The sequence below is a fragment of the Geothrix sp. genome, from assembly GCF_049292215.1.
GTDB lineage: Bacteria > Acidobacteriota > Holophagae > Holophagales > Holophagaceae > Geothrix.
On sequence record NZ_JBATQW010000070.1, the window covers coordinates 44,853 to 67,956 of the forward strand.

Here is a 23,104-nt window from a genome sequence, read left to right on the forward strand (position 1 = left end):
ATGAACCTGTTGGTCATCTCCCGCCATGACGACCTTGTCGAACGCCTCAGGATGGCGTTCGAGGGGGCCGGGCACCGCATCCTCCAGGCCGGCGACCCCCTCGAGGCCCTGGCCAATGATGCCTGGAACGAGGCCCAGGTCCTGCTCGTCGACTCGGGCGGCGATCCCATGGATGGCTATCGCCTGTGCCGACTTCTGCGGGGCGAGGCCAGGATCCTGTTCCGGAACCTCCCGATCTTCCTAATCCTCGATCACGCCCCCACCGACCAGGATCTCAAGGCCCTGCAGGAGTCCCAGGGCGATGGCTTCATCGCCGCGGGGCACACCATTCAGCAGCTGCTCAACCACCTCGGCCCGGTCCTGGCCGGAAGCGCTCCCCGCGAGGAGGGCCAGCGGCTCCCGGTCTTGGCTCTGGGATTCCAGTCATCCCTGGCCCAGAAGGTGCGGGACATGCTCCACCACTTCGCAATCGAAGTTCATTCGCCGCCCATCCGCAATGCCGTGGAGGCTCAACGCGCGCTGAAGGCACCGGTGCTCCTGCTGGGCCTTTCCGCCGGCGGGGTGGACGGCGCCTTGGCCGTCCTGTCCCACCTGAGGGAATCGGGCCTCCTGCCGTACACCATCCTGGTGGGCCAGGTGAAGCACGAGGCCGATCAGCGGCGGCTCCTCCTGGCCGGCATCTCCGACTGGGTGCAGCTCCCCCTGCCCGCACCTCGCCTGGTCCACGCCTGTAAGCGCGCCATGGAATGGCTGCACGCGCGTCGCATCCAAGTTGAATACGAATCAGCCATCCACGATCTGCGGGAACGACGGAGCATGCTGGAAATCGAAGCGGCCTCACTACGCAACGAGGTGCTGACGGATCCGCTGACCGAGCTGCTCAATCGCCGGGCCTTCGACCAGAACCTCGACCATGCGGTCCGGCAATGGGAAAGGCACCGGCGCGCCTTCGTCCTCGTCCTCGGCGATGTGGACCACTTCAAGCTGATCAACGACCGCTTCGGCCATCCCGTCGGCGACGAGGTGCTCCGGCAGCTTGCCGGCCGCATCCGTTCCGCACTCCGCAAGTCGGACCTCGCCTTCAGAATCGGTGGCGAAGAGTTCGCCGTGCTGCTTACGGAGACGAATCTCAAAGCCGGGGCGGAGGTGGCGAACAAGCTGCGGCGGCGCATCGACGAGGACGCCATCATCCTGCCCGGGGGCCAGGCCATCTTCCCCACCATGAGCTTCGGCGTGGGCGGCAGCGGCGCGCCCACCCTGAGTGCCTTGATGTCCCAGGTGGACAGGGCGCTCTACAAGGCAAAGAGCCTGGGACGGAACCGGGTCGTGGTCTCCGAAGAGGGAGACAACCCCGGACGGATCGTCAGCGCCGGAAACTGAACAGGTCGCCAAGTCCCCGGAGGGTCAGGGTCAGGTCCACACGATCCTCCCTTCCCCCCGACACCAGGTTCGTGTCCAGGGCCACGTGGCTGTATTTCAGGACATAGGCCACGCAGGGCTGGACATAGGCGAGCGCCACCTGGCTGGAGGCGAAGCCGTGGTTCCGGAAATCGTAGTTGGCGCTGAACTCCAGCCTGACCCGGTCGTCCCAGAGCCGCTGCAGACCTCCGAACTGGAGGCCCTGCTGGCGGACCAGGAACCGGTTGATGCCGGTGGAGAAGTAGGCCAGGTTGAAGCGGCCCCCGTCCCTGGCCTTCACGTCCACGCTGAGGGCGTTGTCAGAGCCGCCCGCCCCGATGTCGGAGGACCGGCGTAGGCTGATGCGCCAGCGGTCGTCCGGTTCCACGTCGAGGTCCGTGTCCAGCGAGGACCAGCCCTTCTTGTAGCGGCCGTCGCTGAGGATGATCGGAGTCGCATGGTAGCGGGTGGCCACCCGGAGCCGGGCGAGATCCGCGAACCCTGATCCCGCGCCGGAGCGCCCCAGGACGTGTTGCTTGAGGCCCAGTTCGAAGCTCCGCTCACCAGAGGCGCTGTCATTGACGCCGGGAAAGGAGTCCACGGTGTCGAACCTGGGCAGGATGCCGGCCTCGCCGGAGCGGCTGGTCTCGGTAAACCCGAAATAGGGTTCGGCCACGTGCTTGACCTCGCCTTGGTAGCCCAGGAGGGAGACCTCCTTGAAGCTCCGGCCGACCTGGGGTCCCGACAGCCGCAGGTGGCTGGACAGCAGGAGCCGGGTCGCCGGGACGCCATCCACCTGGAAGGGGCTGGTGGCCGGGTCGACCACGTTGCCGTCAGCCCCGCCCGTCGGGTCGAACACGGCAGAGGACAGGGTGGAGCTGTAGTGGGTGGCCCTCCCCAGGAGCTCGAAGTCGGCCCGGAAGGGACCCCACTGCCCCAGGCGTCCATGGATGCGCGTGTTGGCATCCTGACGGTCCCAGGCATAGCTTTGGTCGGGCACGGAGGAGCTGCCTTCGATGCGGTAGGCGAAGCGGCCCAGGCGCAGCCCACCATCCACGTACAACTGTCCGAGCAGGGGGATGGGAAAGAACCGGAACTCGCCCTGGGGAAGGGTCTGCCGGCGGAGGGAGGCCGGGAACTGGGCGCTGTAGAAGGGATCGCCCTGGTCTTTGGTAAAGAAGAAGCTGCGCTGCTCCGCGGCGGACAGGCTGAGGCTGCCGAACGTGAAGCTCCGCCCGAGGTAGAGGGCCGAATCGAAGCTGGTGGCACCGAGCGAGCCGAGGCCCTTGCCGAAGTCGGCATCCACAAAATTGTCCGAGGCCTGATTCACATCCGCCGTCAGCTGCCAGCCGTCTTCGCGCTGCCAGACCTCCTTCAGGCTGTAGCGGTACCGGCGGAGATCAAGGCTCCGCTGATGGATGGTCTCGCCCGAGAGACTGCCCTGGTGGGTCAGGTCCGGGCGCCAGCGGAGCTCTCCGCCCCAGAGCACGCCCTCCTTGCTCAGGTACTCCGGTGAGAAGGTCGTGTCCGCGGATTCGCCCAGCACCTGGAAGTAGGAGAGCCCCACGGTGGAGCCGAAGGAACTGGAGAGTCCCAGGCGCGGCGGGAGCAGGCCCGAGGTGCGTTCCGCCTGTGCCGGATAGAGGGCGTAGGGCAGGTAGAAGATGGGCACGGAGCCCAGCAGGACCCGCGCATTCCAGAGGGTGGCGAAGCCATCCAGGTCCACTTTCAGGCTGGAGAGCCTGGCCTTCCAGCCTGGTTTATCTTCGGGACAGGGGCTCAGCTCCACCTCGTCGAACGACCAGGTACGCAGGGTGGTGAAGGCCACGTGGCCGGACTTGAGGGTCCAGGAGGGCGGCAGGTCCATCTGCAGGGCCCAGGCTTCGCCCGAGCGGAGGCCCCAGTCCATCTGAAGGCGCTCCCCGCGCAGGCGGAGCCCCGGACCTTCCAGGCGGATGTGGCCCTCGGCGATGAGCCGGCCTTCGGGAATGCGGTATTCGATGCGGTCAGCCAGGAGGAGCAGGCCCTCCGCCTGGATGGCGCCTTGTTCAAGGATCCAGACGTCGCCGACTTCCCGAACCCGGTCGCCTCGCCAGTCGAAGGGCACGCGGGAATTGCCAGGGCCCCGCTCGATGCGGAAGGGGCGGAGCGGGAGCAGCTCGGCCGGCGTGGGCGCGTCCAGGAACGGGAGGGCCGGGGCCGGTGGCAGGCCCTGGGCCGCCAGGAGGGTCGGCAGGGCGCCCATCACCAGGCCACTGCATCCCCTCCGGAGACGGTGCATGCGGAACTCAGTGCTGGTGCGGCAACAGCCGCGAACTGAGGAGGAAGATCCCCACACCCGAGAGCAGGGCGATGGTGCTGCGGAGGCCCGAGACCTTCTGGACCTCGGGCAGCAGGTCCGAACTCGCCACGTAGAGGGCCAGGCCGGCCGTCAGCCCAAGAATAGGCCCGGTCGGCAGGTTGAGCAGCGATTGCCCGGCGGCGCCCAGCATGGCTGCCAGGGCCAGCGTTCCCGCCGCCAGCATGGCCGCGCGGTTCCCGAAGCCCCGCACCAGGAAGATGGAGGCGATGGTGCCCCCCTCCGGGATGCGGTGGAAGAGGATGCCCAGGACGACCAGCGGACCCAGGTTGCTGTGCGTGGACAGGGCCGCCGCGATGGCCACGCCATCCATGAGGCTGTGCAGCGACAGGCCGATCAGGGCCAGCACGCCGCTGAGCGGCGAGCCATCGGTGTGGGTCTCCTCCCCGTAGTGGAAATGGAGGGTGATGCCGTGCTCCATGACGTGCACCAGCAGGTAGCCGGCAAGTACCCAGTAGGCGTTGAGCTCTCCGCCCTTGGCCTCCAGGCACTCGGGGATGATGCGGACCACCGTCACCGAGAGCAGGTAACCTGCGGCCACGCCGGAGAGCAGGCGCATGAACTGGGCACGGCCCTGGAGGAAGCGGACCACCCCCCAGCCACCCAGGAGGGTGGCCAGGGAGGCGAAGGACGCGATCCAGAAGGTGGACATCCGCGACTACTCGGCTTTGGCCTTCTTCGGGCGGGTCGGCTTGGGCTTGGGAGCCGCCTCGGCGGACTTCTCCGCCTTCTCCTTCTTGACGGGCTCTTTGGCAGAAGCCTTGGCCTTTGGGGTGGCCTTCTTCTTCACAAGAGCGACCGGCTCTGAAGGAGGTTCGGGGGCAGGGGTGGGCATTGCCGAGGGTTCCGGAACGGAGCTCACCTTGGCCCTGGGCGTGCGCTTCTGCTTGGGGGTTTCCGCCACGGCGGGCTCGGCGGTCCGGGGAGCCGCGCCAATCCGGGGCCTGGGGCTTGGCGTCAGCAGGCTGGCAACCAGGTCCGCTGTGGCCTTCGGGGGCTCGGGCATGGGCTCAGCCTCGGCCGCCCTGGGCTCATCCGAGGAAGAGGACGACGTGGCAGCTTCGCCTCGGTCCGCCCCGCCCTTGCGACGCCGGCGCCGGCGCTTGCGCTTGGTGCCGTCACCCTTGGGCTCGTCGCCGGTTTCCTCGGCGCCATCCTCGGCATCCTCATCCTCGGGCTTGGCGCTCTCAAACAGGGCGCGGAGGCGCTCCCGCTCATCGAGGGCCGCCCGCTGTAGGTCGCGACGGTCGTATTTGAAGGCTTCCTTCTTGGCGTCTTTCGGTCCATCGCCGTGGAGGCCCAGGGCCTTCTCGAAGGAGATGGGGCTGTCGCCGCCCAGGACCACGGTCTCATCCTCGGGAGCGCCCTTCTCGCGGTGGGGCTTGGGCGCCGGCTTCTCGACCGGGGCCTCTTCGGCCCGCTCGATCTCGGCGGACATCTCCCCGTAGCTCATGGACCAGTCGGCCTGGATGAGGATCCGGGCGTCGCTCTCCTCCTCCATCAGGGTCAGGTCGCTGCGCTTTTCGTTGAGGACGGCGGCGGCGATGGCCGGGGCCAGCTTCACGCGGATCTCGCCGATGCCGCCCTTGGCCAGGATGCCGTGCAGCTTGCGCACCACGGAGAGCGCCATGGCTTCGATGGTCTTCACCTTGCCCGTGCCGGCGCAGGTGGGGCAGCTCTCGTGGTTCACGTGCTGGAGGCTGGGGCGGATGCGCTGGCGGGTCATGACCAGCACCCCGAAGCGGTTGATCTTCCCCACCTCCATGCGGGCCTTGTCGGCCTTGAGGCAGTCCACCAGCTTGTCCTGCACAGAGCGGATGTGGGACTCGCGCTTCATGTCGATAAAGTCGATGGCGATGAGGCCGGCCAGGTCGCGCAGGCGCAGCTGCCTGGCCACCTCCTCGGCGGCCTCCATGTTGGTCTTGAAGGCCATGTCCTCAACGCCGTCGCCGGAGGTCTTGCCGCTGTTGACATCGATGGCCACCAGCGCCTCGGTCTGGTCCAGCACCAGGGCGCCCCCGCTGGGCAGGCCCACCTTGCGGCCGTAGACGCGGTCGATCTGTTCTTCGAGCTGGTGGCGTGAAAAGAGCGGCTTCTTGCCGCTGTAGTGCTTCAGCACCTCCAGGTGCTGGGGCATGGTGCGCTTGAAGAAGGATTGGGCCGCCCGGAAAGTGTCCTCGTCGTCGATCTGCACCTCCTCCACGTCGGCCGTGAAGGTGTCGCGCAGGGTGCGGGTGACGACGTCGTCCTCCTGCCAAACGAGGCCCACGCCGTGGCGGTGCTTGTAGCGGTTCAGCACCTCCTTGTATGTGTCCAGGAGGTATTCCAGATCGCGCTGGAAGTCCTCCTTGGTCACCCCCAGGCTGGCGGTGCGGACGATGACGCCGATGTCCTCGGGGATCTCCAGGGTGTCGATGAGCTGCTTGAAGTGGCGGCGCTCTTCGGTGGCTTCGATCTTCCGGCTGATGCCGTTCACGGGGTTGCCGGGGGTGATCACCAGGTAGCGGCCCGCCAGGCTCACCTGGCCGGTCATCATGGCGCCCTTGCTACCCAGCTCTTCACGGACGGCCTGGACGAGGATCTCCTGATCCCGCTGCAGCACATCCTGGATGCGGGCGCGACGGCCATCCCCGCTCAGCTCCCGGGGCAACTCGCCCAGGGGCAGGAAGCCGTTCTTCTGGCCCCCGAAGTGGACGAAAGCCGCCTGGAGGCTGGTATCTACCCGGACCACCCGGGCCTTGTAGAGGTTGCCCTTGATCTTCTCGTTGTGCAGGAACTCGACATCGTAGTCGAACAGCACGCCGTCGATCAGGGTGGCCACACGGATCTCTTCCGGGTCCGTGGCGTTGATCATCATGGTTTTCTTGGGGCTCAAGGAGGCTCCTCTGGGGGCCCAGGGTCCTGGCTGCGGCTTACGCCCGGCAGGCTCAGCGGCCTTGGGTGTGGTGATGGATTGGGATGGTGGATTGGGAAACCGAAGGGGGCCCTGCCCTGACTTCAGCCACCCGTAGGAAAAAACAGGATGGTCACGATCCCCGTGCGCGGGCGGTGCCTCGATCAGCACGCAGGATCTTCAAGCATTAAACCCACTTATTTGCGGAAGGGCAAGCTGGTTCGGGGATGAAGTTACAGGGATGTCACGTGCCGTAACAAAGGGATTCACCCCCGGAACCCAGGATCAAGACTACTTAGGAGGCATCCATGAGGATCCGATTCCTGGCCCAGACCGTTCTGGCCGCCCTGGTGGGACTGACCGCGACCGCCCAGACCGTCAAGGTGGACCCCAAGGTCACCACCTACAAGAAGGTCTCCGGCATCAGTGGGAACATCAATTCCATTGGTTCCGACACGCTGAACAACCTCATGGCCTACTGGGTCGAGGGCTTCAACAAGAACTATCCCAACGTGAAGATCCAGGTGGAAGGCAAGGGCTCGACCACCGCCCCCCCGGCCCTCATCGAGAGCACCAGCCAGTTGGGCCCCATGAGCCGCGAGATGAAGAACGAGGAGATCGACAAGTTCGAGAAGAAGTTCGGCTACAAGCCCACCAAGGTGGCCGTGGCCATCGACGCCCTGGCGGTGTTCGTGAACAAGGGCAACCCGATCAAGTCCCTGAGCCTGCAGCAGGTGGACGCCATCTTCTCGAAGAGCCGCAAGGGCGGCCTCGAGAAGGACGCAAAGACCTGGGGCGACCTTGGCCTGACCGGTGGGGCCGCCACTCAACCCATTAGCCTCTACGGCCGGAACAGCGCCAGCGGGACCTACGGCTACTTCAAGGAGCACGCCCTCTTCAAGGGTGACTACAAGGACACCGTCAAGGAGCAGCCCGGTTCTTCTTCCGTGGTCCAGAGCGTGGGCTCCGACAAGTACGCCATCGGCTACAGCGGAATCGGCTACCTCACCTCGGGCGTCCGCGCGGTGCCTCTCTCCGATGCGAAGAAGAACGGCGGCGCCGCCTTCGCGGCCACCTATGAGAACGCCCTGAGCGGCAAGTACCCGCTGGCACGCTTCCTCTATGTCTACATCAACAAGGATCCCAAGAAGCCGCTGGACCCCCTCACCCGCGAGTTCCTGAAGTACATCCTCAGCAAGGAAGGCCAGGAGACCGTGGTGAAAGATGGCTTCCTGCCCCTCACCGGCAAGATGGAAGGCGACGAGCTCGCCAAGCTGAAGTAGAGACCTTCGACTCGGGCGTGCCGGGGGAATCCTCCGGCACGCCAGTTTGTGGATCAGGCCCTGTTCCTTCGCCTCAAGAGCCGACATGCCCAGCAAACCCTCCCATCAGGCCCGAGCCAAACGCTTCGACCGGTTCATGGCCGCTGCCATTTCCACCGGCGGACTGACGATCATCGGCGCGGTGTTGGCCATGCTCCTGTTCATCATGAAGGAGTCGGTTCCCCTCTTCATCCCGCCCCAGTCCAAGGCCCTCGGGACCCTGGCGGCGGACCCCGCCGGCGGTGCCTGGGCCGACGAATCCGGCAAGACCATCGTCCTGGCTTCACGGACGGCGGGCCTGAAGGCCCTCCGGCACCCCGAGGGCACGGCCCTGCCCGTGCCCGGTGACGGCCCCGCGCTGCCCTGGCGCACCCTTACGCCGCTCAACCCGCGCGGCGAGGCCCTGGTCATCGGAGCCGATGCCCGCCTGTTCCTGACCCGCCTGGCCTGGTCCAAGCCGGCCGGCGAGAACGACCCGGCCCAGTGGACCCTGGATCCGCACTGGCAGGGCGGCCCGGTCCTGGAGCAGGTGCCCGATCAGATCCTGCATTTCCGGTTGATGGAAAGCGGCGGTCTCGGCGGTGGTTCCTCCCTGCGGATCGTGGCCACCAGCCCGGAAGGCCTGGTCTGGGCGGAGACGGCCCTGGATGCCTCGCCCGCCCCACTGCCCTGGAAGCCCATCCTCCGTGATCCCTCCCTCCACGCCACCGCCGCTGCGTGGAGTTCGGATGGCCAGAACCTCTTCGTGGGCACCCGCGAGGGTCGTCTCCTCGACCTCGATCCCGAGAGCGGAGCCATCCTTTCTTCCTCGGATTTCGCCGAGCCCGTCCAGTCCCTCGGCTTTGCCCTCGGCCAGTCGAGCCTGCTGGTCGGCGGCGCCCAGGGCAAGCTGGCTGCCTACCAGCGGGTGCGGGTGAACGAGAAGTTCCAGCTTCAGCCCTTCCATGCCTTCCCCAGGCTCGGCGGGGCCGTGCTGGGTTTCCAGTCGAGCCTCCGGGACAAGCGCTTCCTGGCCTGGACGGCCACGGACATGGTCGTGGACCACCTGACCACCGAACGCCGCATGTTCTCCACGCGCCTGGAGGGCCCGGGCGTCGGCGCGCTGGCCCCCAGGGGTGACCTGATCCTCCATGCCAGCCAGGCCACCGGCGCCATGCGCCTCTGGTCCCTCGACGCCCCCCACCCCGAGATCAGCTTCGGCCTGCTCTGGGGCAAGACCCACTACGAAGGCTATGAGAAGCCCGAATACGTCTGGCAGAGCACCGGTGGCACAGACGACTTCGAACCCAAGTTCAGCCTCGTCCCCCTGGTCTTCGGAACGCTGAAGGGGACGCTCTACGCCATGCTCTTCGCCTTCCCGCTGGCGGTCCTGGGGGCCCTCTACACCTCCCAGTTCGCCACCCCGCGCCTCAAGAACGCCATCAAGCCCACCATCGAGATCATGGCCGCCCTGCCCTCCGTGGTGCTGGGCTTCCTGGCCGGCCTGGTCATGGCCCCCCTCCTGGAGCGGATGGCCGTCGAGGTCATGGTCTTCCCCTTCGTGGCCCTCCTGCTCGCCCTGTTCCTCGCCCCCTTCTGGGGCCGGCTCTCGATGCCCTTCCGGAACGCCTTCGGGAACGGCCGGGAGGTGCTCTGGATGGTGCCGGTGCTCCTGGTGGCCGTCTGGCTCACCAGTCTGGCCGGTCCCTGGGTCGAGCGCGTCGCCATGGGCGGCAGCTACCGTGCCTGGCTGCAGTCGGCCATGGGCGTCACCTACGACCAGCGGAACAGCCTGGTGGTCGGCTTCGCCATGGGCTTCGCGGTCATCCCGATCATCTTCACCATCAGCGAAGACGCCCTCTCCAGCGTGCCCAAGTCCCTCACCTCCGCCAGCCTCGCCTGCGGTGCCAGCCCCTGGCAGACGGCTTGGCGCATCGTGCTGCCCACCGCCAGCCCCGGCATCTTCTCGGCCACCATGGTGGGCCTGGGCCGGGCCATCGGCGAGACCATGATCGTCCTGATGGCCACAGGGAACACGCCCATCTTGGACTGGAGCCCCTTCAACGGGATGCGCACCCTCAGCGCCAACATCGCCGTGGAGATCCCCGAGGCGCCGCTGCATGGCTCCCTCTACCGCGTGCTGTTCCTGGCGGCCTTCCTGCTGTTCGTCCTCACCTTCATCCTCAACACCGTCGCCGAACTGGTTCGCCAGCGCCTGCGCCGCCGCTACGAGTCCATCTGATGAGCCGCCTGGCTGAACGCTTCCGTCAAGGTGGGATCTTCGTGTGGTTCTCCGGAGCCCTGCTCGCCTTCTGCCTGGCCATGATCCTCAGCCTGGTGGGCTTCATCGTGGCCAAGGGCATGGGCTACTTCTGGCCCCGCTCCCTGGTGCAGGTGCAGACCCAGGAGGGGCTCGTCCTCGGAGAGATCACCGGCCACGAACCCGCCCATGGCGAGGAGACCGAGAAGGTCCAGTTTCGCACTGCCAACCGTGACATCTACGGTCAGGACTTCCGCTGGATCCCCGGGGCTGGAATGGGCACCCCCGAATACCCGAAGGATGCCCTCCTCATCGAGCGGCTCGAGTACGGTCCATTCATAGGTCGCATCGCCGCCCTGAGCCATGAGGGGCGGCAGGTGGCCTCGGGCGCTCCGGCGCTCGCCGAGGCACTCAAGCGACTGCCTGAGGCCAATCGGATCCGCCACCAGATCCAGTCCATCGAAAAGGGCCAGGTGGGCGACCTGAACCGCCGCATCGAAAAGGTCCGGACCAACCGCCGGCGGCTGGAAGCCAAGGGGAATGAAGCGGCCCTCAAGGCGCTTGACGCCGAGGCCGCCGGGCTGCAGGTTGCCTATGACCAGCTGCAGGCCAGCCTGGAGAAGATCCGGGCGGAGGCCAAGGCCTGGTCCCTGAACCTCGAGACGGTGGATGGCAAGCAGAAGGAGCTGCCCCTGGGCAGCGTCGTGCGGGTCGTGCCGGCCAATGCCATGGGCACGCTGGACAAGCTGGGCGTCTACCTCTCCCGGCTCTGGGAGTTCGTGGCGGACGACCCCCGGGAGTCCAACACGGAGGGGGGCATCTTCCCGGCCATCTTCGGCACCGTGATGATGGTGCTGGTGATGTCGGTGCTGGTGGTCCCGCTCGGCGTGATCACCGCCCTCTACCTGCGGGAGTATGCCAAGCAGGGCTGGCTCGTCCGCGCCGTCCGAGTGGCCGTGAACAACCTGGCCGGCGTGCCCTCCATCGTGTTTGGCGTGTTCGGCCTGGGGTTCTTCGTCTACGGCCTGGGCGGCAGCATCGACAAGCTGTTCTTCGCCGAGAGCCTCCCGACCCCGACCTACGGCACCGGCGGCATCCTCTGGGCCTCCCTTACCCTCGCCCTGCTCACGGTGCCGGTCGTCGTGGTGGCCACGGAAGAGGCCCTGGGGGCCGTCCCACGGTCCCAGCGGGAGGCCAGCCTGGCCATGGGCGCCACCAAGTGGCAGACCCTCTGGAACGTGGTGATCCCCAGCGCCACCCCGGGCATCCTGACCGGCCTCATCCTCGCCATCGCGCGCGGGGCCGGCGAGGTGGCCCCGCTGATGCTGACCGGCGTGGTCAAGCTCGCCCCGGCCATGCCGCTGGATGGCACCTTCCCCTTCTTCCACCTCGACCGGAAGTTCATGCACCTGGGCTTCCACATCTACGATGTGGGCTTCCAGAGCCCCAACTCCGAGGCCGCCAAGCCCATGGTCTTCATGACCGCGTTCCTGCTGCTGGTGGTGGTGGTCATCCTCAATCTGTTCGCCCTGAACCTCCGGCGCAAGCTGCGGGAGCGTCTGGGGGGGAGTACCTTCTGATCATGAAACCTGGAGCCATCGACATGGAAATCGACGACCCCCGCCCCGTGCCGGAGCCTGCGCAGCGGCAGGTGCCGCCGCCCGAAACCGGCATGCGTCCGACCAGCTTCGTGACGCCCGGCCTGCCCCTGACCGATCCGGCCGTGCTCACTTCGCCCACCATGCTCCAGGTGGAGCGGCTCAACTTGTACTACGGCAGCAAGCAGGCCCTGTTCGATGTCGACCTGAAGGTGGCCCGCAATTCCGTCATGTCCTTCATCGGCCCTTCCGGATGCGGCAAGAGCACCCTATTGCGTTGCCTGAACCGGATGAACGACCTCATCGACGACGTCCGGATCGAGGGGCGGGTGCTGCTGGGCGACACGGACCTGTACGCGCCGGGCACCGACGTGATCGCGCTCCGGAAACGCGCCGGGATGGTCTTCCAGAAATCCAACCCCTTCCCGAAATCCATCTTCGAGAATGTCGCCTACGGCCTTCGGATCCAGGGCGAGAGTGACTTCAAGGTCCTCGAGGAGGCCGTGGAGCGCAGCTTGAAGGGCGCCGGCCTCTGGGACGAGGTCAAGGACCGCCTGAAGGACTCCGCCCAGGGGCTCTCCGGCGGCCAGCAGCAGCGGCTCTGCATCGCCCGGGCCCTGGCCGTGCGCCCGGAGGTGATCCTCATGGATGAGCCCTGCTCCGCCCTGGACCCCATCGCCACCGCCCGCGTCGAGGAGTTGATCCTCGAGCTGAAGCGGGAGTTCACCATCGTCATCGTCACCCACAACATGCAGCAGGCGGCCCGGGTCAGCGACCACACGGCCTTCTTCTGGATGGGTAAGCTCATCGAGACCGGGCTCACCGAGAAGATGTTCACCAATCCGGGACACCGCATGACCGAGGATTACATCACAGGGAGGTTCGGCTGATGCGTCAATTCGACCAGGAACTGAGGGATCTGCGGGAAGGCATCCTCGCCATGGCCGGCCTCGCGGAGGAGATGATCGACCTCACCATCCAGGCCCTCACCGAGCGCTCCAAGGCCAAGGCCGACCAGGTGATGACCATGGACCGCGGTCTGGATGAATGGGAGCTCAAGCTGGACCGCCTCTGCGTGGACCTGCTCGCCCTGCGGGCCCCCGCGGCAGGCGACCTGCGACTCATCGCCTCCAGCCTCAAGATCGTCCCCGAGCTGGAGCGCATCGGTGACCACTGCTGCAACATCGCCCGCCGGGCCACCTATGTGCACCCGCCGATCCTCTCCGGTGGCTCCCTCGAGCGCCTGGGCCAGGAGACTCGGGGCATGGTCCGGATGGCCGTGGACGCCTTCATCGGCAGCGACGCGGGCCTGGCCCGCACCGTGATCCGGGCTGACGACTCCGTGGACGAGCTCTACGGCTCGATCTACCGGGAGCTGCTGCGCCTGATGATGTCGGATCCCCTCTGCATCGAGCGGGCCAGCCACCTCATCCTGGTGATCAAGAACTGGGAGCGCATCGCCGACCAGGCCACCAACATCGCCGAAGAGGTGCTTTTCATCCTGGAAGGCCGGAGCGCCAAACACACCTACCTCCAGGGCGATACCTCAGAATAGGAACACCATGCCGCGCATCCTCCTCCTCGAAGACGACACCGAAATCCGCCTGGGCCTTGAGCAGCATCTCCGCCGGGAGGGCTTCAGCCTCATCCCCGTCGGCACGGGCCGCGATGCCCTGCTGGCCCTCAACGCCAGCGGACCCAAGCTGGACGCGGCGCTGCTCGACCTGAGCCTGCCCGACATGGATGGCCTCGATGTCCTCCGGGCCATCCGGACCCACCCGACCCTCCGGGCCCTGCCCGTCCTCCTGGTGACGGCCCGAAGCGAGGAGATCGACCGGGTGCTCGGCCTCGAACTGGGAGCGGACGACTACATCTCCAAGCCCTTCTCCGCCCGAGAGCTGGCGGCCCGGCTCCGGGCGATCCTCCGCAGGTCCTCGCCCTTCGAAGGCACCGAACGCGCCCCCCAGCTGTCCTTCGGTCCCATCGCCGTGGACCTGGACATGCACACCGCCCGGGTGGACGGCCAGTTGGTGGAGCTGACTCGCCGGGAGTTCGAGCTGCTGGCCTACTTCCTGGCCAACCCGCGCCGGGTGCTCACCCGCGAGAAGATCTTGCAGCAGGTCTGGGGGCTCGAATACCTGGGCGAGAGCCGCACCATCGACGCCCACGTCCGGCGGGTCCGGGCCAAGATCGGCGAAGCGGCCGCCGAGTTCATAGAGACCGTGGTGGGCGTCGGCTACCGGCTGGGTGGGCCCGCGGGCTCTTGAAAAGAACCATTTTTGCCACCGATGAACACCGATAAAAAACGGATAAAGACAGGGACGATCGAAGGCTGCCCTTCCTCTTCCTCATTCATTTATCGGTGTTCATCGGCGTTAATCGGTGGTTAGAGATTCTTTAGCACTCAGAGCGATTCGAGCGATCCGTCCTGGGCTCGCCAGATGCTCCATGATGATGAGGATCCTTCTATCGCCCTGAACGTGGGTCTTCCTGAGGAGATTCCTGAGCTTCCACCTGGGGCGGGAGGATCACCCGGAACGTGGCGCCTTCTCCAGGGCGGCTCTCCACCGCCACTTCCCCCCCCATGAGCCGGCAGAGGTGCTTCACGATGGCCAAGCCCAGGCCGGTACCCGGCTTGGCCTTGGCTGCCTGGGCGCGGTAGAACCGCTCGAAGATCCGGCCCTGCTCCGCCTCGGGGATGCCGGGGCCCTGATCACACACCTCCCAGATCTGCCCCTGACTGGTGACCCTGACGCTCAGCTCGACCTGCGCCCGGGCTGGACTGAACTTCAGGGCATTCGAGAGGAGGTTCTCCAGCACCTGATGGAGCCGAAGGGGATCGGCCTGGATCATCGCCTCTTCTGGTGCCTCGACCTTCACCACCAACCCCACATCACAGGCCGCCGCCCGTGGCTGGAAGTCCCGCAGCAGGGTCTCCAGGAATGCCCCCAGATCCAACGTCACCGGGGCGAGATGAAGGGCGCCGCTCTCGATCCTGCTCAGCTCGGACAGATCCCCCAGCAGCAGCGTGAGCCGATCCACCGAGCGCATGATGGACTGGGCGCTGGCCCTGGCTGAGTCCGGGAGCGGTTCCTCCTGGAGGTTCTCCGCCGCGATCCGGATGGCGGTGACCGGTGTTTTCAGCTCATGGCTGACGTTGGAGATGAACTTCTGGCGGGTGGTCTCCAGGGCCTCCTGGCTGGTGACGTCGTCCAGGGTGAGGAGCACGCCGCTCACAGGCCCAAGCGGTGCGAAGGGGATGGCCCGGACACGGAGGGTCCGCCCGACCCGGACAATGCGCCACTCACAGGAGATCCCGCGAAAGGCCTTCTGGATGGCGTCGGCGCCCTCCTGGTCGCGGAAGACCTCCCCCTGGCGCATGCCCTTGGCCAGGGGTGCCCCCAGGCCCAGGTGCCGCTGGGCAGCAGGGTTGAATTGTTCCAGGGCCCCGGCTGGCCCGAACAGAAGGACCCCCTCCTCCAGCCGCGCCATGATGCCCGGTAGCAGCCGATCCTCCCTCGCGGCTCGTTCCTTGAGGTCGTCGTTTTCGCGCTCCAGCGCGAACCAGGCCCCGGGGAGATCCTCGATGGCCTGGGGGCGGCTACCGCCGAGGATCTGTCCCAGGGGTTCAGCCAGGGGCCAGACCTGCCAGCGCGCCATGAGCACCAGGACCAGCGCCAGGATGATGAGGAACCCCGCCGTCCATAGAAAGGACGCCCCCTTGTGAACGCTCAAGCCCAGGCCAAAACCCAGGAAGGTCATGGAAACCATGCAGATCAGCGCACGGCCGAAGAAGACCGGTATTCCGGATCTGTCACCACGCTCAGATTCAGGCTCATCCATGCCTTCCGACCATACACCGGGGCAGGTTCCGCGCCCAGCGGGGGTGGTCAAATTTACCCTGCGGTTACACCCTGGGACCCACTACAGTTGAAGGTTGACTGTTGGAGATCCCCATGTCCTTGAACGCCCTGATGCGCTGGCTCAAACCCCGGGAGATGGTCTTCTTCGACCTCCTCGAATCCGCTGCCGCCAATGCCTACCAGGCCTCTCAGCTGTTCGACCTGGAGATCCGCACGGGGGACCCAGTCCGCTTTGCCGAGTTGCGACGGCAGATGAAGGACCTGGAACACATCGGCGACGACCTCACCCGCGAGATCATGGACCGGCTGAACCAGACCTTCGTCACCCCCATCGAGCGGGAGGACATCATGGCCCTGGCCCATGCCCTCGACGATGTGGTCGATTCGCTCCATGCGGTCTGCGAACGCCTCATCCTCTACCGCATCACCCACATCATGCCGGCCGTCACGGAGATCAGCTCCATCATCGTCGAGGGCTCCGGCGAAATCCTGCACCTCATCCGGTCTCTGCGGAACATGTCCAACCAGAAGGAGATCCGGGATCGCATCCGGCGGGTCCACACCCTGGAGAACAAGGCCGACTCCATCTATCACGCAGCCCTGGCGCAGGTCTTCGAGAACCCCACGGATGCCATCGAACTCATCAAGTGGAAGGAGCTCCTCAACCGCATCGAGGAGGCGACCGACAGGATCGAGCTCGTCGCCAAGGTGGTGGGCTCCACGGTCATGAAGAACGCCTGAGCCCCTGATGATCGAAGCCTTTCTCATCCCCTCCCTGGCGGTGCTGGTGCTGCTGTCCTGGGGCATCGACTACATCAACGGGTTCCACGACACAGCCAACTCCATCGCCACGGTCGTGAGCACGGGCGTGCTGCCGGCCAAGTACGCGCTGGTCATGTCCGCAACCTTGAACTTCGCCGGCGCCTTGGCCGGGACCTCCGTCGCCACCACCATCGCCAAGGGCATCGCCGACAGCAACCAGGTGGTCCCAGCGGTCATCGCGGCCGCCCTGATGGCGGCCATCACCTGGGACCTCCTCACCTGGTGGTTCGGCATCCCCTCCAGCACCAGCCACACCCTGCTGGGTGGTCTGGCCGGCGCCGTGGTGGCGCACGCCGGCTTCGATGCGCTGCACATGAAGAAGCTCAAAGAGATCGGAGCCTTCATCATCATCTCCCCGGCCATGGGCTTCCTGGTGGGCATGCTCCTCATCCTGATCATCCTGTGGGTCGTGCGACGGAGGTCCGGCCACAAGGTCAACATCGTCTTCCGGAAGGCGCAGCTGGTCAGCGCCGCGGCCATGTCCTTCACCCACGGCCAGAACGATGCCCAGAAGGCCATGGGGATCATCTGCCTGGCCCTGATCGCCTACAAGTTCCATCTGCCCCTGGATGAGAAGCTGAAAGTGATCGTCCCACTCTGGGTGAAGATCGGCAGCGCCACCTTCATGGCCCTGGGCACGGCTTCCGGTGGCTGGAAGATCATCAAGACCATGGGCTCGAAGATCGTGAAGCTCCGCCCGATCCACGGGTTCGCGGCCGAGACCGCCGCCGCCGCGGTGCTCTTCACCACCGCGCACTTCGGCATCCCGGTCAGCACCACGCACAGCATCACGGGCGCCATCATGGGCGTCGGCGCGACCATGAACGCCAGCGCCGTGCGCTGGGGCGTGGCTGGCAACATCGTGGTGGCCTGGGTTCTGACCATTCCCATTAGCGCGCTCCTGGCCGCCGGGTTCCTCAAGCTGGTGGCGCCCTTCTTCTGATTAGATGTTCCCGAGAAGTGACGGGCTGGACAATTTCTCGCAACACCTCAGCCCGACACTTGCCTTCCCTACTCTGCGGATGCCCGTCACCGCTTGGTTTCACCGTATTTCCGCGATGTTGGCGCCGCCGCCATGCAGCCGTCACCGCCAAGGCCGACCCTGGTTCAGAACCCAGGGAGGCACGACCATGACGATCGAGACCCTCACCCCTCATCCGGAAGGTGCGCGCTACAGCGTCCGCTCGCTGGGCAGCTCGGACTATGTCCACCTCCGCCGCCTGGAGACCGAGATCTGGTCCGGCGATGGCGCCGGCGAGCTCTGCCCCCACTACCTGCGACTCTGCACGGAGTTGTACCGGGACTGGTGCTTCCTGGCCTTTGACGGCGAGCGCCCCGTGGGCTACGTGCTGAACTTCGTGGCCGGCACCACGGTCTACTGCGCCACCCTGGCCGTGCATCCCGAGTACCAGAAGGGCCGGGTCAACTACCTGCTCATCCGCGCCACGGTCTCCAAGCTCCTCAACGAGAACGTCGAGGAATGCCGCTTCCTGGTCGAGCCCGGGAACGACGACGCCCGCAGCGTGCACAACGCCCTCGGGGCCCGCGTGGTGGAGGAGGTCAAGGACTTCTATGGCCCCGGCGACACGCGCCTCTGGTCCGCCATCACCCGGAAGGACCTCGAGCGGGTGCGAGCCCGTTACACCCGTCTAAAGCTGGTCAGCTAGGAGCCCCGGATGAGCTGGACCGGCGTCCTCTGGCCCACCTTCGCCCTCCTGCCACGCCTCGCGGCTGGCGCGGAACCCCAGTCCGGCATGCACCGCTGGGCCCGGCGCTTGGTGCCAGCCCTCGGGGTCGAGCTGGAAGTCATCGGCCACCCGAGGCCTGACATCCAGCTCTGGGTATCGAACCACCTCAGCTGGGTGGATCCGGTGCTCCTCATGAGCCTGCGCCCCATGGGCACCATCGCCAAGGGGGAGGTCGCCTGTTATCCCCTCATCGGTCGCTGGGCGCAGAAGTCCGGCATCCACTTCGTGGACCGGGCGGACGCCACCAGTCGCGCCGCCGCCCTCGCCAGCTTCACCGCCTCGCTCCACGGTGGGCGGGACATGCTGCTGTTCCCGGAAGGCACCACCACCCGCGGCGATCGCCTGGCCGGCTTCTACGAGGGCGGCCTGCGCGCAGCCTTCGACCTGGGCCTTCCGGCCCAACCGCTGCGGATCTCCAGTCCCGCGCCGCACTATCCCTGGACCGGCAACGAAACGCTCCTGCCCCATCTGCGGACCCTTTTCGGTAATCACACGCACGTCACGGTCACCGCCGAGGAGACGCTCTACCCGGCCGACTTCTGCGATCCCGCTTCCTGGATCGCCGCATTCAGAGCTGCCCTCGTCCCCCGGAGCACCGATGTCCGCTGAAGTCCTCATGCAAGGCCTCCGCACGGGGCTGACGCCCTTCCTCGGGCTGCCGCTGTGCATCGACCCCCGTCCAGCCGCAGGCGTGGTGCTGGGCGTGCCCTGCGATGCAGGCGTCATCAACCGACCCGGCGCGCGGCTCGGCCCCTGGGCCATGCGGGCCGCCTCCATGGGGATGGGCTCCCATCCCATGCCCGAGCGGCTCCGGGAAGGGTGCCCCGAGCTCGGCCCTGCGGCCGCTGCCGGCTGGCTCGACGGCGGCAACATCCCCACCCTGCCCTTCTCTCTGCGGGAAGCCCTCGAGACGGTGCAGGCCACCGTGGGTGCCTGGGCCATGACCGGCTGCCGCACCCTGCTGCTCGGCGGCGACCACTCCCTCACCCTCGGCGCCCTGCGCGCCCTAGCCCGCCAGCATGGCCCCCTGGGTCTCCTCCACGTGGACGCCCACCCCGACGCGGCGGACGGCGCGGCCTGGGGCACGGACATCCACCACGGCACCTGGCTGCGGCAGGCCATCGAAGAGGACCTGCTGGATCCCGAACGCGTGATGCAGGCGGGCCTCCGGGCGCCCCGCTTCGACGACGAGGAACTGTCCTTCCTGCAGGGCCTCGGCGTGCGCATGTGGACGCCGGCGGACCTGCGCGACCCCCTGCTGTCGCTCCGCCTGAGGGAGGACCTGGCCACCGTGGGCCAGGGACCCGCCTACCTTAGCCTGGACCTGGACGCCCTCGACCCCATCCTCGTTCCCGCCGTGGCCGAGCCCGTGCCGGGGGGCCTGAGCCTGGCCGAGACCCTGCGCCTCATCCACGCCGCCCGGCAGTGGCCCGAACCCTGGGTGGGTGCCGACCTCATGGAACTCGCTCCCACCCTGGACGGCGCCGAGGCCAGCGCCCGGGTCGCCGTCCACCTCGCCCTCCACCTGCTTGCCTGAGGTTGCCATGACCAGCCTGAACGCCTTCCGCAAGACCCACGGCGAGCCCACCTGGGACGACATGGTCACCGGCCACGATTTCGGGTTCCTGGACCAGGCCGAGATCCAGGCCTGGGTGCCCGAGGGGGGTCCTGCCAGCCTCCGGCTGCGCGAGCTGGCCGGTGAGGGCCTCAAGACCTTCGAGGCCAACCTCTGGGCCGCCTGCGTCGAGGCTGTGGGGAAGACTCCCAGGCCCGGCAGCTCCCGCTGGTCCCAGGCCCAGGATCGTTGGCGCGAGGCCCTCCTGCGGGAAGCCCTGGCCACCGAGAGCACCGCGGCCCAGCTGGCCGCGCGGGTCGAGCGGCTCTACGAACAGGTGGGCTGCCCCGAGGACATGCTGGGCATGCTGAGACCGTCCCAGGCCTGGTCGGGCACGCCGGCCACGGTGGATCCCACGGCCGTCCAGCGCTTCCTGGAACGCTCGCGCATCGGAAGCCGGCGCTTCGGGGCGGCATCCTAGGGCCTGTGGCACTCTGGAGGACCTCCGGAGCGCCCATGGCCTTGTCAGACCCCAGGTTGGACAGCCTGCTCAGCGGCAACGGGCCCAAGCTGGAGCCGCTGCTCCGCTGGGTGCTGGGGGCTTCTCCGGTGGCGTCCGTGGATGGGGAGGCCCGACGCACCAGTCGCCTGAGGCGGCTGCAGGAGGCCTTGGCCGAGCGGGGACTGGCCGCCGCCCTGGCCGAGGAGTGGAACCATGCCTCGGCCATCCGGCTCCTGGCCGAGACGGGCCTGCCAGACCGGACCTCCCTGGTGGGCGAAGGCTTCCTCCGGCTGGTGGATCGGCTCATTCCCCGGCTCGATGCCGAAGGCGACCTCTACGCCCTGCTGGACCGGCTGGATCTGGATGAGGCCGATGCGGCCTGGATCGAAGGTCTGCCCGGGGACCTGCGGACCGCCTGGGGGGCCCTGCTGAACCCGCCCCAGGAGATCTGGGTGCATGCGGCGCGGCTGCTCGCCCACCGGGCCGCCGCCGTGGGGCTCTCCCGGGACCTGCTCAGCCTGGATCCGGCCGGCAGTGATGCGGATTCCCCCTTCTTCAACCTGTCCCGTGCCGTGAGGGAGCGGGGCGAGCGGCCCCAGGATCCCGAAGCCCGGCTGGCCTGGGAGCACTGCCGCGCCGAGTGCGCCCGGGCCCTGGACCAGGCCCACGACCGGATCGAGGAGAAGGGGGTCTCCACCGACCTCGTCTTCCGCCTCGAACTGCTGGAGGCGCAGCTCGAGCGCATCGCCCAGCTGCTGGCCTTCGTGTCGGGTGATGGCGACGGGACCGCCTTCACCGCGGAGCTGGTGCGCGGCAGTGCCTCCCAGCACGGCTTCATGACCCTGCTCCGCACCACCGTCAAGCGCCTCACCCGGAAAGTGGTCGAACACACCGGAGAGACGGGCGAGCACTACATTGCCCGGGACCGCCGCGAGTGGCGGGCCATGGGCTGGTCCGCCGCCGGGGGTGGCGTCCTCACGGCCGGCACGGCCCTGTTCAAGTACGGCCTCTCGGCCCTACCCCTGGCGCCCCTGCTGCTGGGCCTCTCCCTCGCCTTCAACTACGCGGGGAGCTTCTTCCTGATGCAGCTGCTGGGCTTCAGCCTAGCCTCCAAGCAGCCCGCCATGACGGCCGCGGCCCTCGCCAGGGCGCTGGAATCCGACGCCGACCAGACGCGCGAGATCGAACTCGTCGCGGCCATCACGCGCACCCAGGTCATCGCCACCCTGGGCAATGTCTTCGCCGCCATCCCGGCCGCCCTGGGCATCGCCGCCCTGTGGATCGGAATCAGTGGACACGGCCCCCTCGGCCCGGACACCGCCCTGCACAGCCTCCATGGCAACCACCCCTTCCATGGCTGGACGCTGGTCTTCGCCGCGGCCACGGGCGTGCTGCTCTGGCTGTCCAGCCTGGCCTCCGGCTGGGCCGCCAACTGGAGCGCCTACCGCCGGCTACCGGAGGCCCTGGCCCAGAGCCACCGGATCCGGGCCCTCCTTGGCACCGACCGCGCCACCGCCCTGGGCCGCTTCGTCCACCGCCACATCTCCGGCTTCGTCGGCTATGCCGTCCTCGGTGGCCTGCTGGTCTTCGTGCCCATGGCCTTCGCCTTCGCCGGAATCCACCTGGAAGTGCGCCATGTGACCCTCCAGTCCGCGGCCCTGGCCCTGGCCTCTGCGAGCCTCTGGGCCCAGGGGACCTTGCCCTGGGGGGAGGTGCTCTGGGGCCTCCTGGGCGTCGCCCTCATCGGCGCCCTAAACTTCGCTGTGTCCTTCGCCCTGGCCCTCTGGACCGCCCTGCGCGCCCGGGGGCTCAGCGGCCGCGCCAGCCGTCACCTCTGGTGGAACATCCTCCGGGCCTTCAACCGCCAGCCCGGGCGGTTCCTCCTGCCCCCGGCCACCAGTGCTAATCTCGACTTCCCCCACCCAGGAGACCCCCATGCGTAACCTTCTGCTCCCCGCCCTCATCGCCTGCTCCCTGGTCGCCCAGGACAAGCCGGCCCCCGTGCGGCTGACCCCCCTGCGCGTGAGCCCCGCCAGCACGCTGTCCCAGGAGATCGGCATCAGCAAGATCGAGCTCGCCTTCGCCCGTCCAGCCGTGAAGGGGCGGAAGATCTGGGGCGAGGTGGTGCCCTTCGGCCAGGTCTGGCGCGCCGGCGCCAACAGCGCCACGGTGCTCACCCTCAGCCATGCCGCCAAGGTCGCCGGCAAGGATGTGCCTTCCGGGAGCTACGGCTTCTTCGTGATCCCCGGCGAGAAGTCCTGGACGCTGATCCTGAACAAGAAGGCCAAGCAGTGGGGCGCCTACGACTACAAGAAGGAGGAGGATGTGCTGCGCTGGGAGGCCACACCCCAGGCAGGGCCGAGCCAGGAGTACCTGGACTACCGGGTGCTGCCAACCGGTCTGGATGGCGCGGTGGTCGAGCTTGCCTGGGAGAAGCTGCGCGTGAGCTTCCCCGTGGCCTTCGACACCAAGGCCCTCTACTGGGCCCACCTGGAGGCCAAGTTGACGCAGGCCCCGGAGACCGACTGGGTGCCCTGGTACCAGGCCGCCAAGTATTGCCAGGACCAGGGCATCGAGCCCCAGAAGGCCCTGGCCTGGATCGAGAAGAGCCTGAAGGCCGGCGACAGCTTCTGGAATCACGAGACCGCCGCCCGGATCTACAAGGACGCCAAGCGCATGCCCGAGGCCCTCACCCACCTCCAGAAGGCCATCGACCTCTCCAAGCCCGGCGGAGCGCCGAAGGAATACACCGACAACCTGGAGAAGGAGCTGGCGGTCTGGAAGGGGCAGAAGTAGGCGTCTGGC

At 67.4% G+C, this 23,104-nt stretch carries 19 protein-coding genes; 15 read left to right on the forward strand and 4 right to left on the reverse strand.

Features of this window, described 5'->3' with window-relative positions; translation table 11 throughout:
* The gene (locus WAS25_RS12005; RefSeq protein ID WP_422312382.1) at positions 1–1,380 is read left to right on the forward strand and encodes a diguanylate cyclase; all 1,380 of its coding nucleotides are present in this window, start codon (positions 1–3) and stop codon (positions 1,378–1,380) included.
* Here WAS25_RS12005 and WAS25_RS12010 read toward each other — a convergent pair.
* The 3 genes from WAS25_RS12010 to WAS25_RS12020 are packed head-to-tail and all read right to left on the reverse strand — an operon-like array spanning position 1,364 to position 6,632.
* Positions 1,364–3,679, reverse strand: coding sequence for an LPS-assembly protein LptD (locus WAS25_RS12010; protein ID WP_422312384.1), 2,316 nt, complete (start codon positions 3,677–3,679; stop codon positions 1,364–1,366). The genes WAS25_RS12005 and WAS25_RS12010 overlap by 17 nt on opposite strands.
* Before the next feature lie 7 nt (positions 3,680–3,686).
* Entirely contained in the window at positions 3,687–4,409 is a 723-nt protein-coding gene (locus WAS25_RS12015; protein WP_422312386.1) for a ZIP family metal transporter, read from the reverse strand.
* 6 nt (positions 4,410–4,415) lie between these two features.
* Positions 4,416–6,632, reverse strand: a complete 2,217-nt coding sequence (locus WAS25_RS12020) for an Rne/Rng family ribonuclease (protein ID WP_422312388.1) — start codon at positions 6,630–6,632, stop codon at positions 4,416–4,418.
* Positions 6,633–6,958: 326 nt separating this feature from the next.
* Here WAS25_RS12020 and WAS25_RS12025 point away from each other — a divergent pair, with 326 nt between their 5' ends.
* The 6 genes from WAS25_RS12025 to WAS25_RS12050 all read left to right on the forward strand — a co-directional run bounded on the left by WAS25_RS12025 (position 6,959) and on the right by WAS25_RS12050 (position 14,076).
* Entirely contained in the window at positions 6,959–7,933 is a 975-nt protein-coding gene (locus WAS25_RS12025; protein ID WP_422312390.1) for a PstS family phosphate ABC transporter substrate-binding protein, read from the forward strand.
* An 85-nt stretch (positions 7,934–8,018) separates the two neighbouring features.
* Positions 8,019–10,193, forward strand: a complete 2,175-nt coding sequence (locus WAS25_RS12030) for an ABC transporter permease subunit (protein ID WP_422312392.1) — start codon at positions 8,019–8,021, stop codon at positions 10,191–10,193.
* On the forward strand, positions 10,193–11,791 hold the full coding sequence (gene pstA, locus WAS25_RS12035) for a phosphate ABC transporter permease PstA (RefSeq protein WP_422312394.1): 1,599 nt from the start codon (positions 10,193–10,195) through the stop codon (positions 11,789–11,791). The genes WAS25_RS12030 and pstA overlap by 1 nt, the downstream gene beginning before the upstream one ends.
* Before the next feature lie 161 nt (positions 11,792–11,952).
* Positions 11,953–12,699 (forward strand): phosphate ABC transporter ATP-binding protein PstB, encoded by a 747-nt coding sequence (gene pstB / locus WAS25_RS12040; RefSeq protein ID WP_422312484.1) that lies wholly within the window; start codon positions 11,953–11,955, stop codon positions 12,697–12,699.
* Complete coding sequence (gene phoU, locus WAS25_RS12045; protein ID WP_422312396.1) at positions 12,699–13,364, forward strand: phosphate signaling complex protein PhoU; 666 nt, start codon at positions 12,699–12,701, stop codon at positions 13,362–13,364. Before pstB ends, phoU begins: the two co-directional genes overlap by 1 nt.
* A gap of 7 nt (positions 13,365–13,371) precedes the next feature.
* Entirely contained in the window at positions 13,372–14,076 is a 705-nt protein-coding gene (locus WAS25_RS12050) for a response regulator transcription factor (RefSeq protein ID WP_422312398.1), read from the forward strand.
* A 199-nt stretch (positions 14,077–14,275) separates the two neighbouring features.
* On the opposite strand, the gene WAS25_RS12055 is transcribed toward WAS25_RS12050, so the two are convergent.
* Entirely contained in the window at positions 14,276–15,571 is a 1,296-nt protein-coding gene (locus WAS25_RS12055) for a sensor histidine kinase (protein WP_422312400.1), read from the reverse strand.
* A 194-nt stretch (positions 15,572–15,765) separates the two neighbouring features.
* On the opposite strand from WAS25_RS12055, the gene WAS25_RS12060 reads away from it, so the two are divergent.
* The 8 genes from WAS25_RS12060 to WAS25_RS12095 all read left to right on the forward strand — a co-directional run bounded on the left by WAS25_RS12060 (position 15,766) and on the right by WAS25_RS12095 (position 23,095).
* Positions 15,766–16,413, forward strand: a complete 648-nt coding sequence (locus WAS25_RS12060; RefSeq protein WP_422312402.1) for a DUF47 domain-containing protein — start codon at positions 15,766–15,768, stop codon at positions 16,411–16,413.
* Between the two features lie 7 nt (positions 16,414–16,420).
* A complete protein-coding gene (locus tag WAS25_RS12065) occupies positions 16,421–17,437 on the forward strand; it encodes an inorganic phosphate transporter (RefSeq protein ID WP_422312404.1) in 1,017 nt (338 codons plus the stop codon).
* A 187-nt stretch (positions 17,438–17,624) separates the two neighbouring features.
* Positions 17,625–18,161: a GNAT family N-acetyltransferase gene (locus WAS25_RS12070; RefSeq protein ID WP_422312406.1), complete on the forward strand. Its 537-nt coding sequence runs from the start codon at positions 17,625–17,627 to the stop codon at positions 18,159–18,161.
* 9 nt (positions 18,162–18,170) lie between these two features.
* On the forward strand, positions 18,171–18,851 hold the full coding sequence (locus WAS25_RS12075) for a lysophospholipid acyltransferase family protein (protein ID WP_422312408.1): 681 nt from the start codon (positions 18,171–18,173) through the stop codon (positions 18,849–18,851).
* Positions 18,841–19,779 (forward strand): arginase family protein, encoded by a 939-nt coding sequence (locus WAS25_RS12080; RefSeq protein ID WP_422312410.1) that lies wholly within the window; start codon positions 18,841–18,843, stop codon positions 19,777–19,779. The genes WAS25_RS12075 and WAS25_RS12080 overlap by 11 nt, the downstream gene beginning before the upstream one ends.
* Positions 19,780–19,786: 7 nt before the next feature.
* A complete protein-coding gene (locus tag WAS25_RS12085) occupies positions 19,787–20,278 on the forward strand; it encodes a hypothetical protein (RefSeq protein ID WP_422312412.1) in 492 nt (163 codons plus the stop codon).
* Positions 20,279–20,313: 35 nt separating this feature from the next.
* Positions 20,314–22,242 (forward strand): hypothetical protein, encoded by a 1,929-nt coding sequence (locus WAS25_RS12090; protein WP_422312414.1) that lies wholly within the window; start codon positions 20,314–20,316, stop codon positions 22,240–22,242.
* Positions 22,235–23,095: a DUF2911 domain-containing protein gene (locus WAS25_RS12095; RefSeq protein ID WP_422312416.1), complete on the forward strand. Its 861-nt coding sequence runs from the start codon at positions 22,235–22,237 to the stop codon at positions 23,093–23,095. The genes WAS25_RS12090 and WAS25_RS12095 overlap by 8 nt, the downstream gene beginning before the upstream one ends.
* The last annotated feature ends 9 nt before the right edge of the window (positions 23,096–23,104 follow it).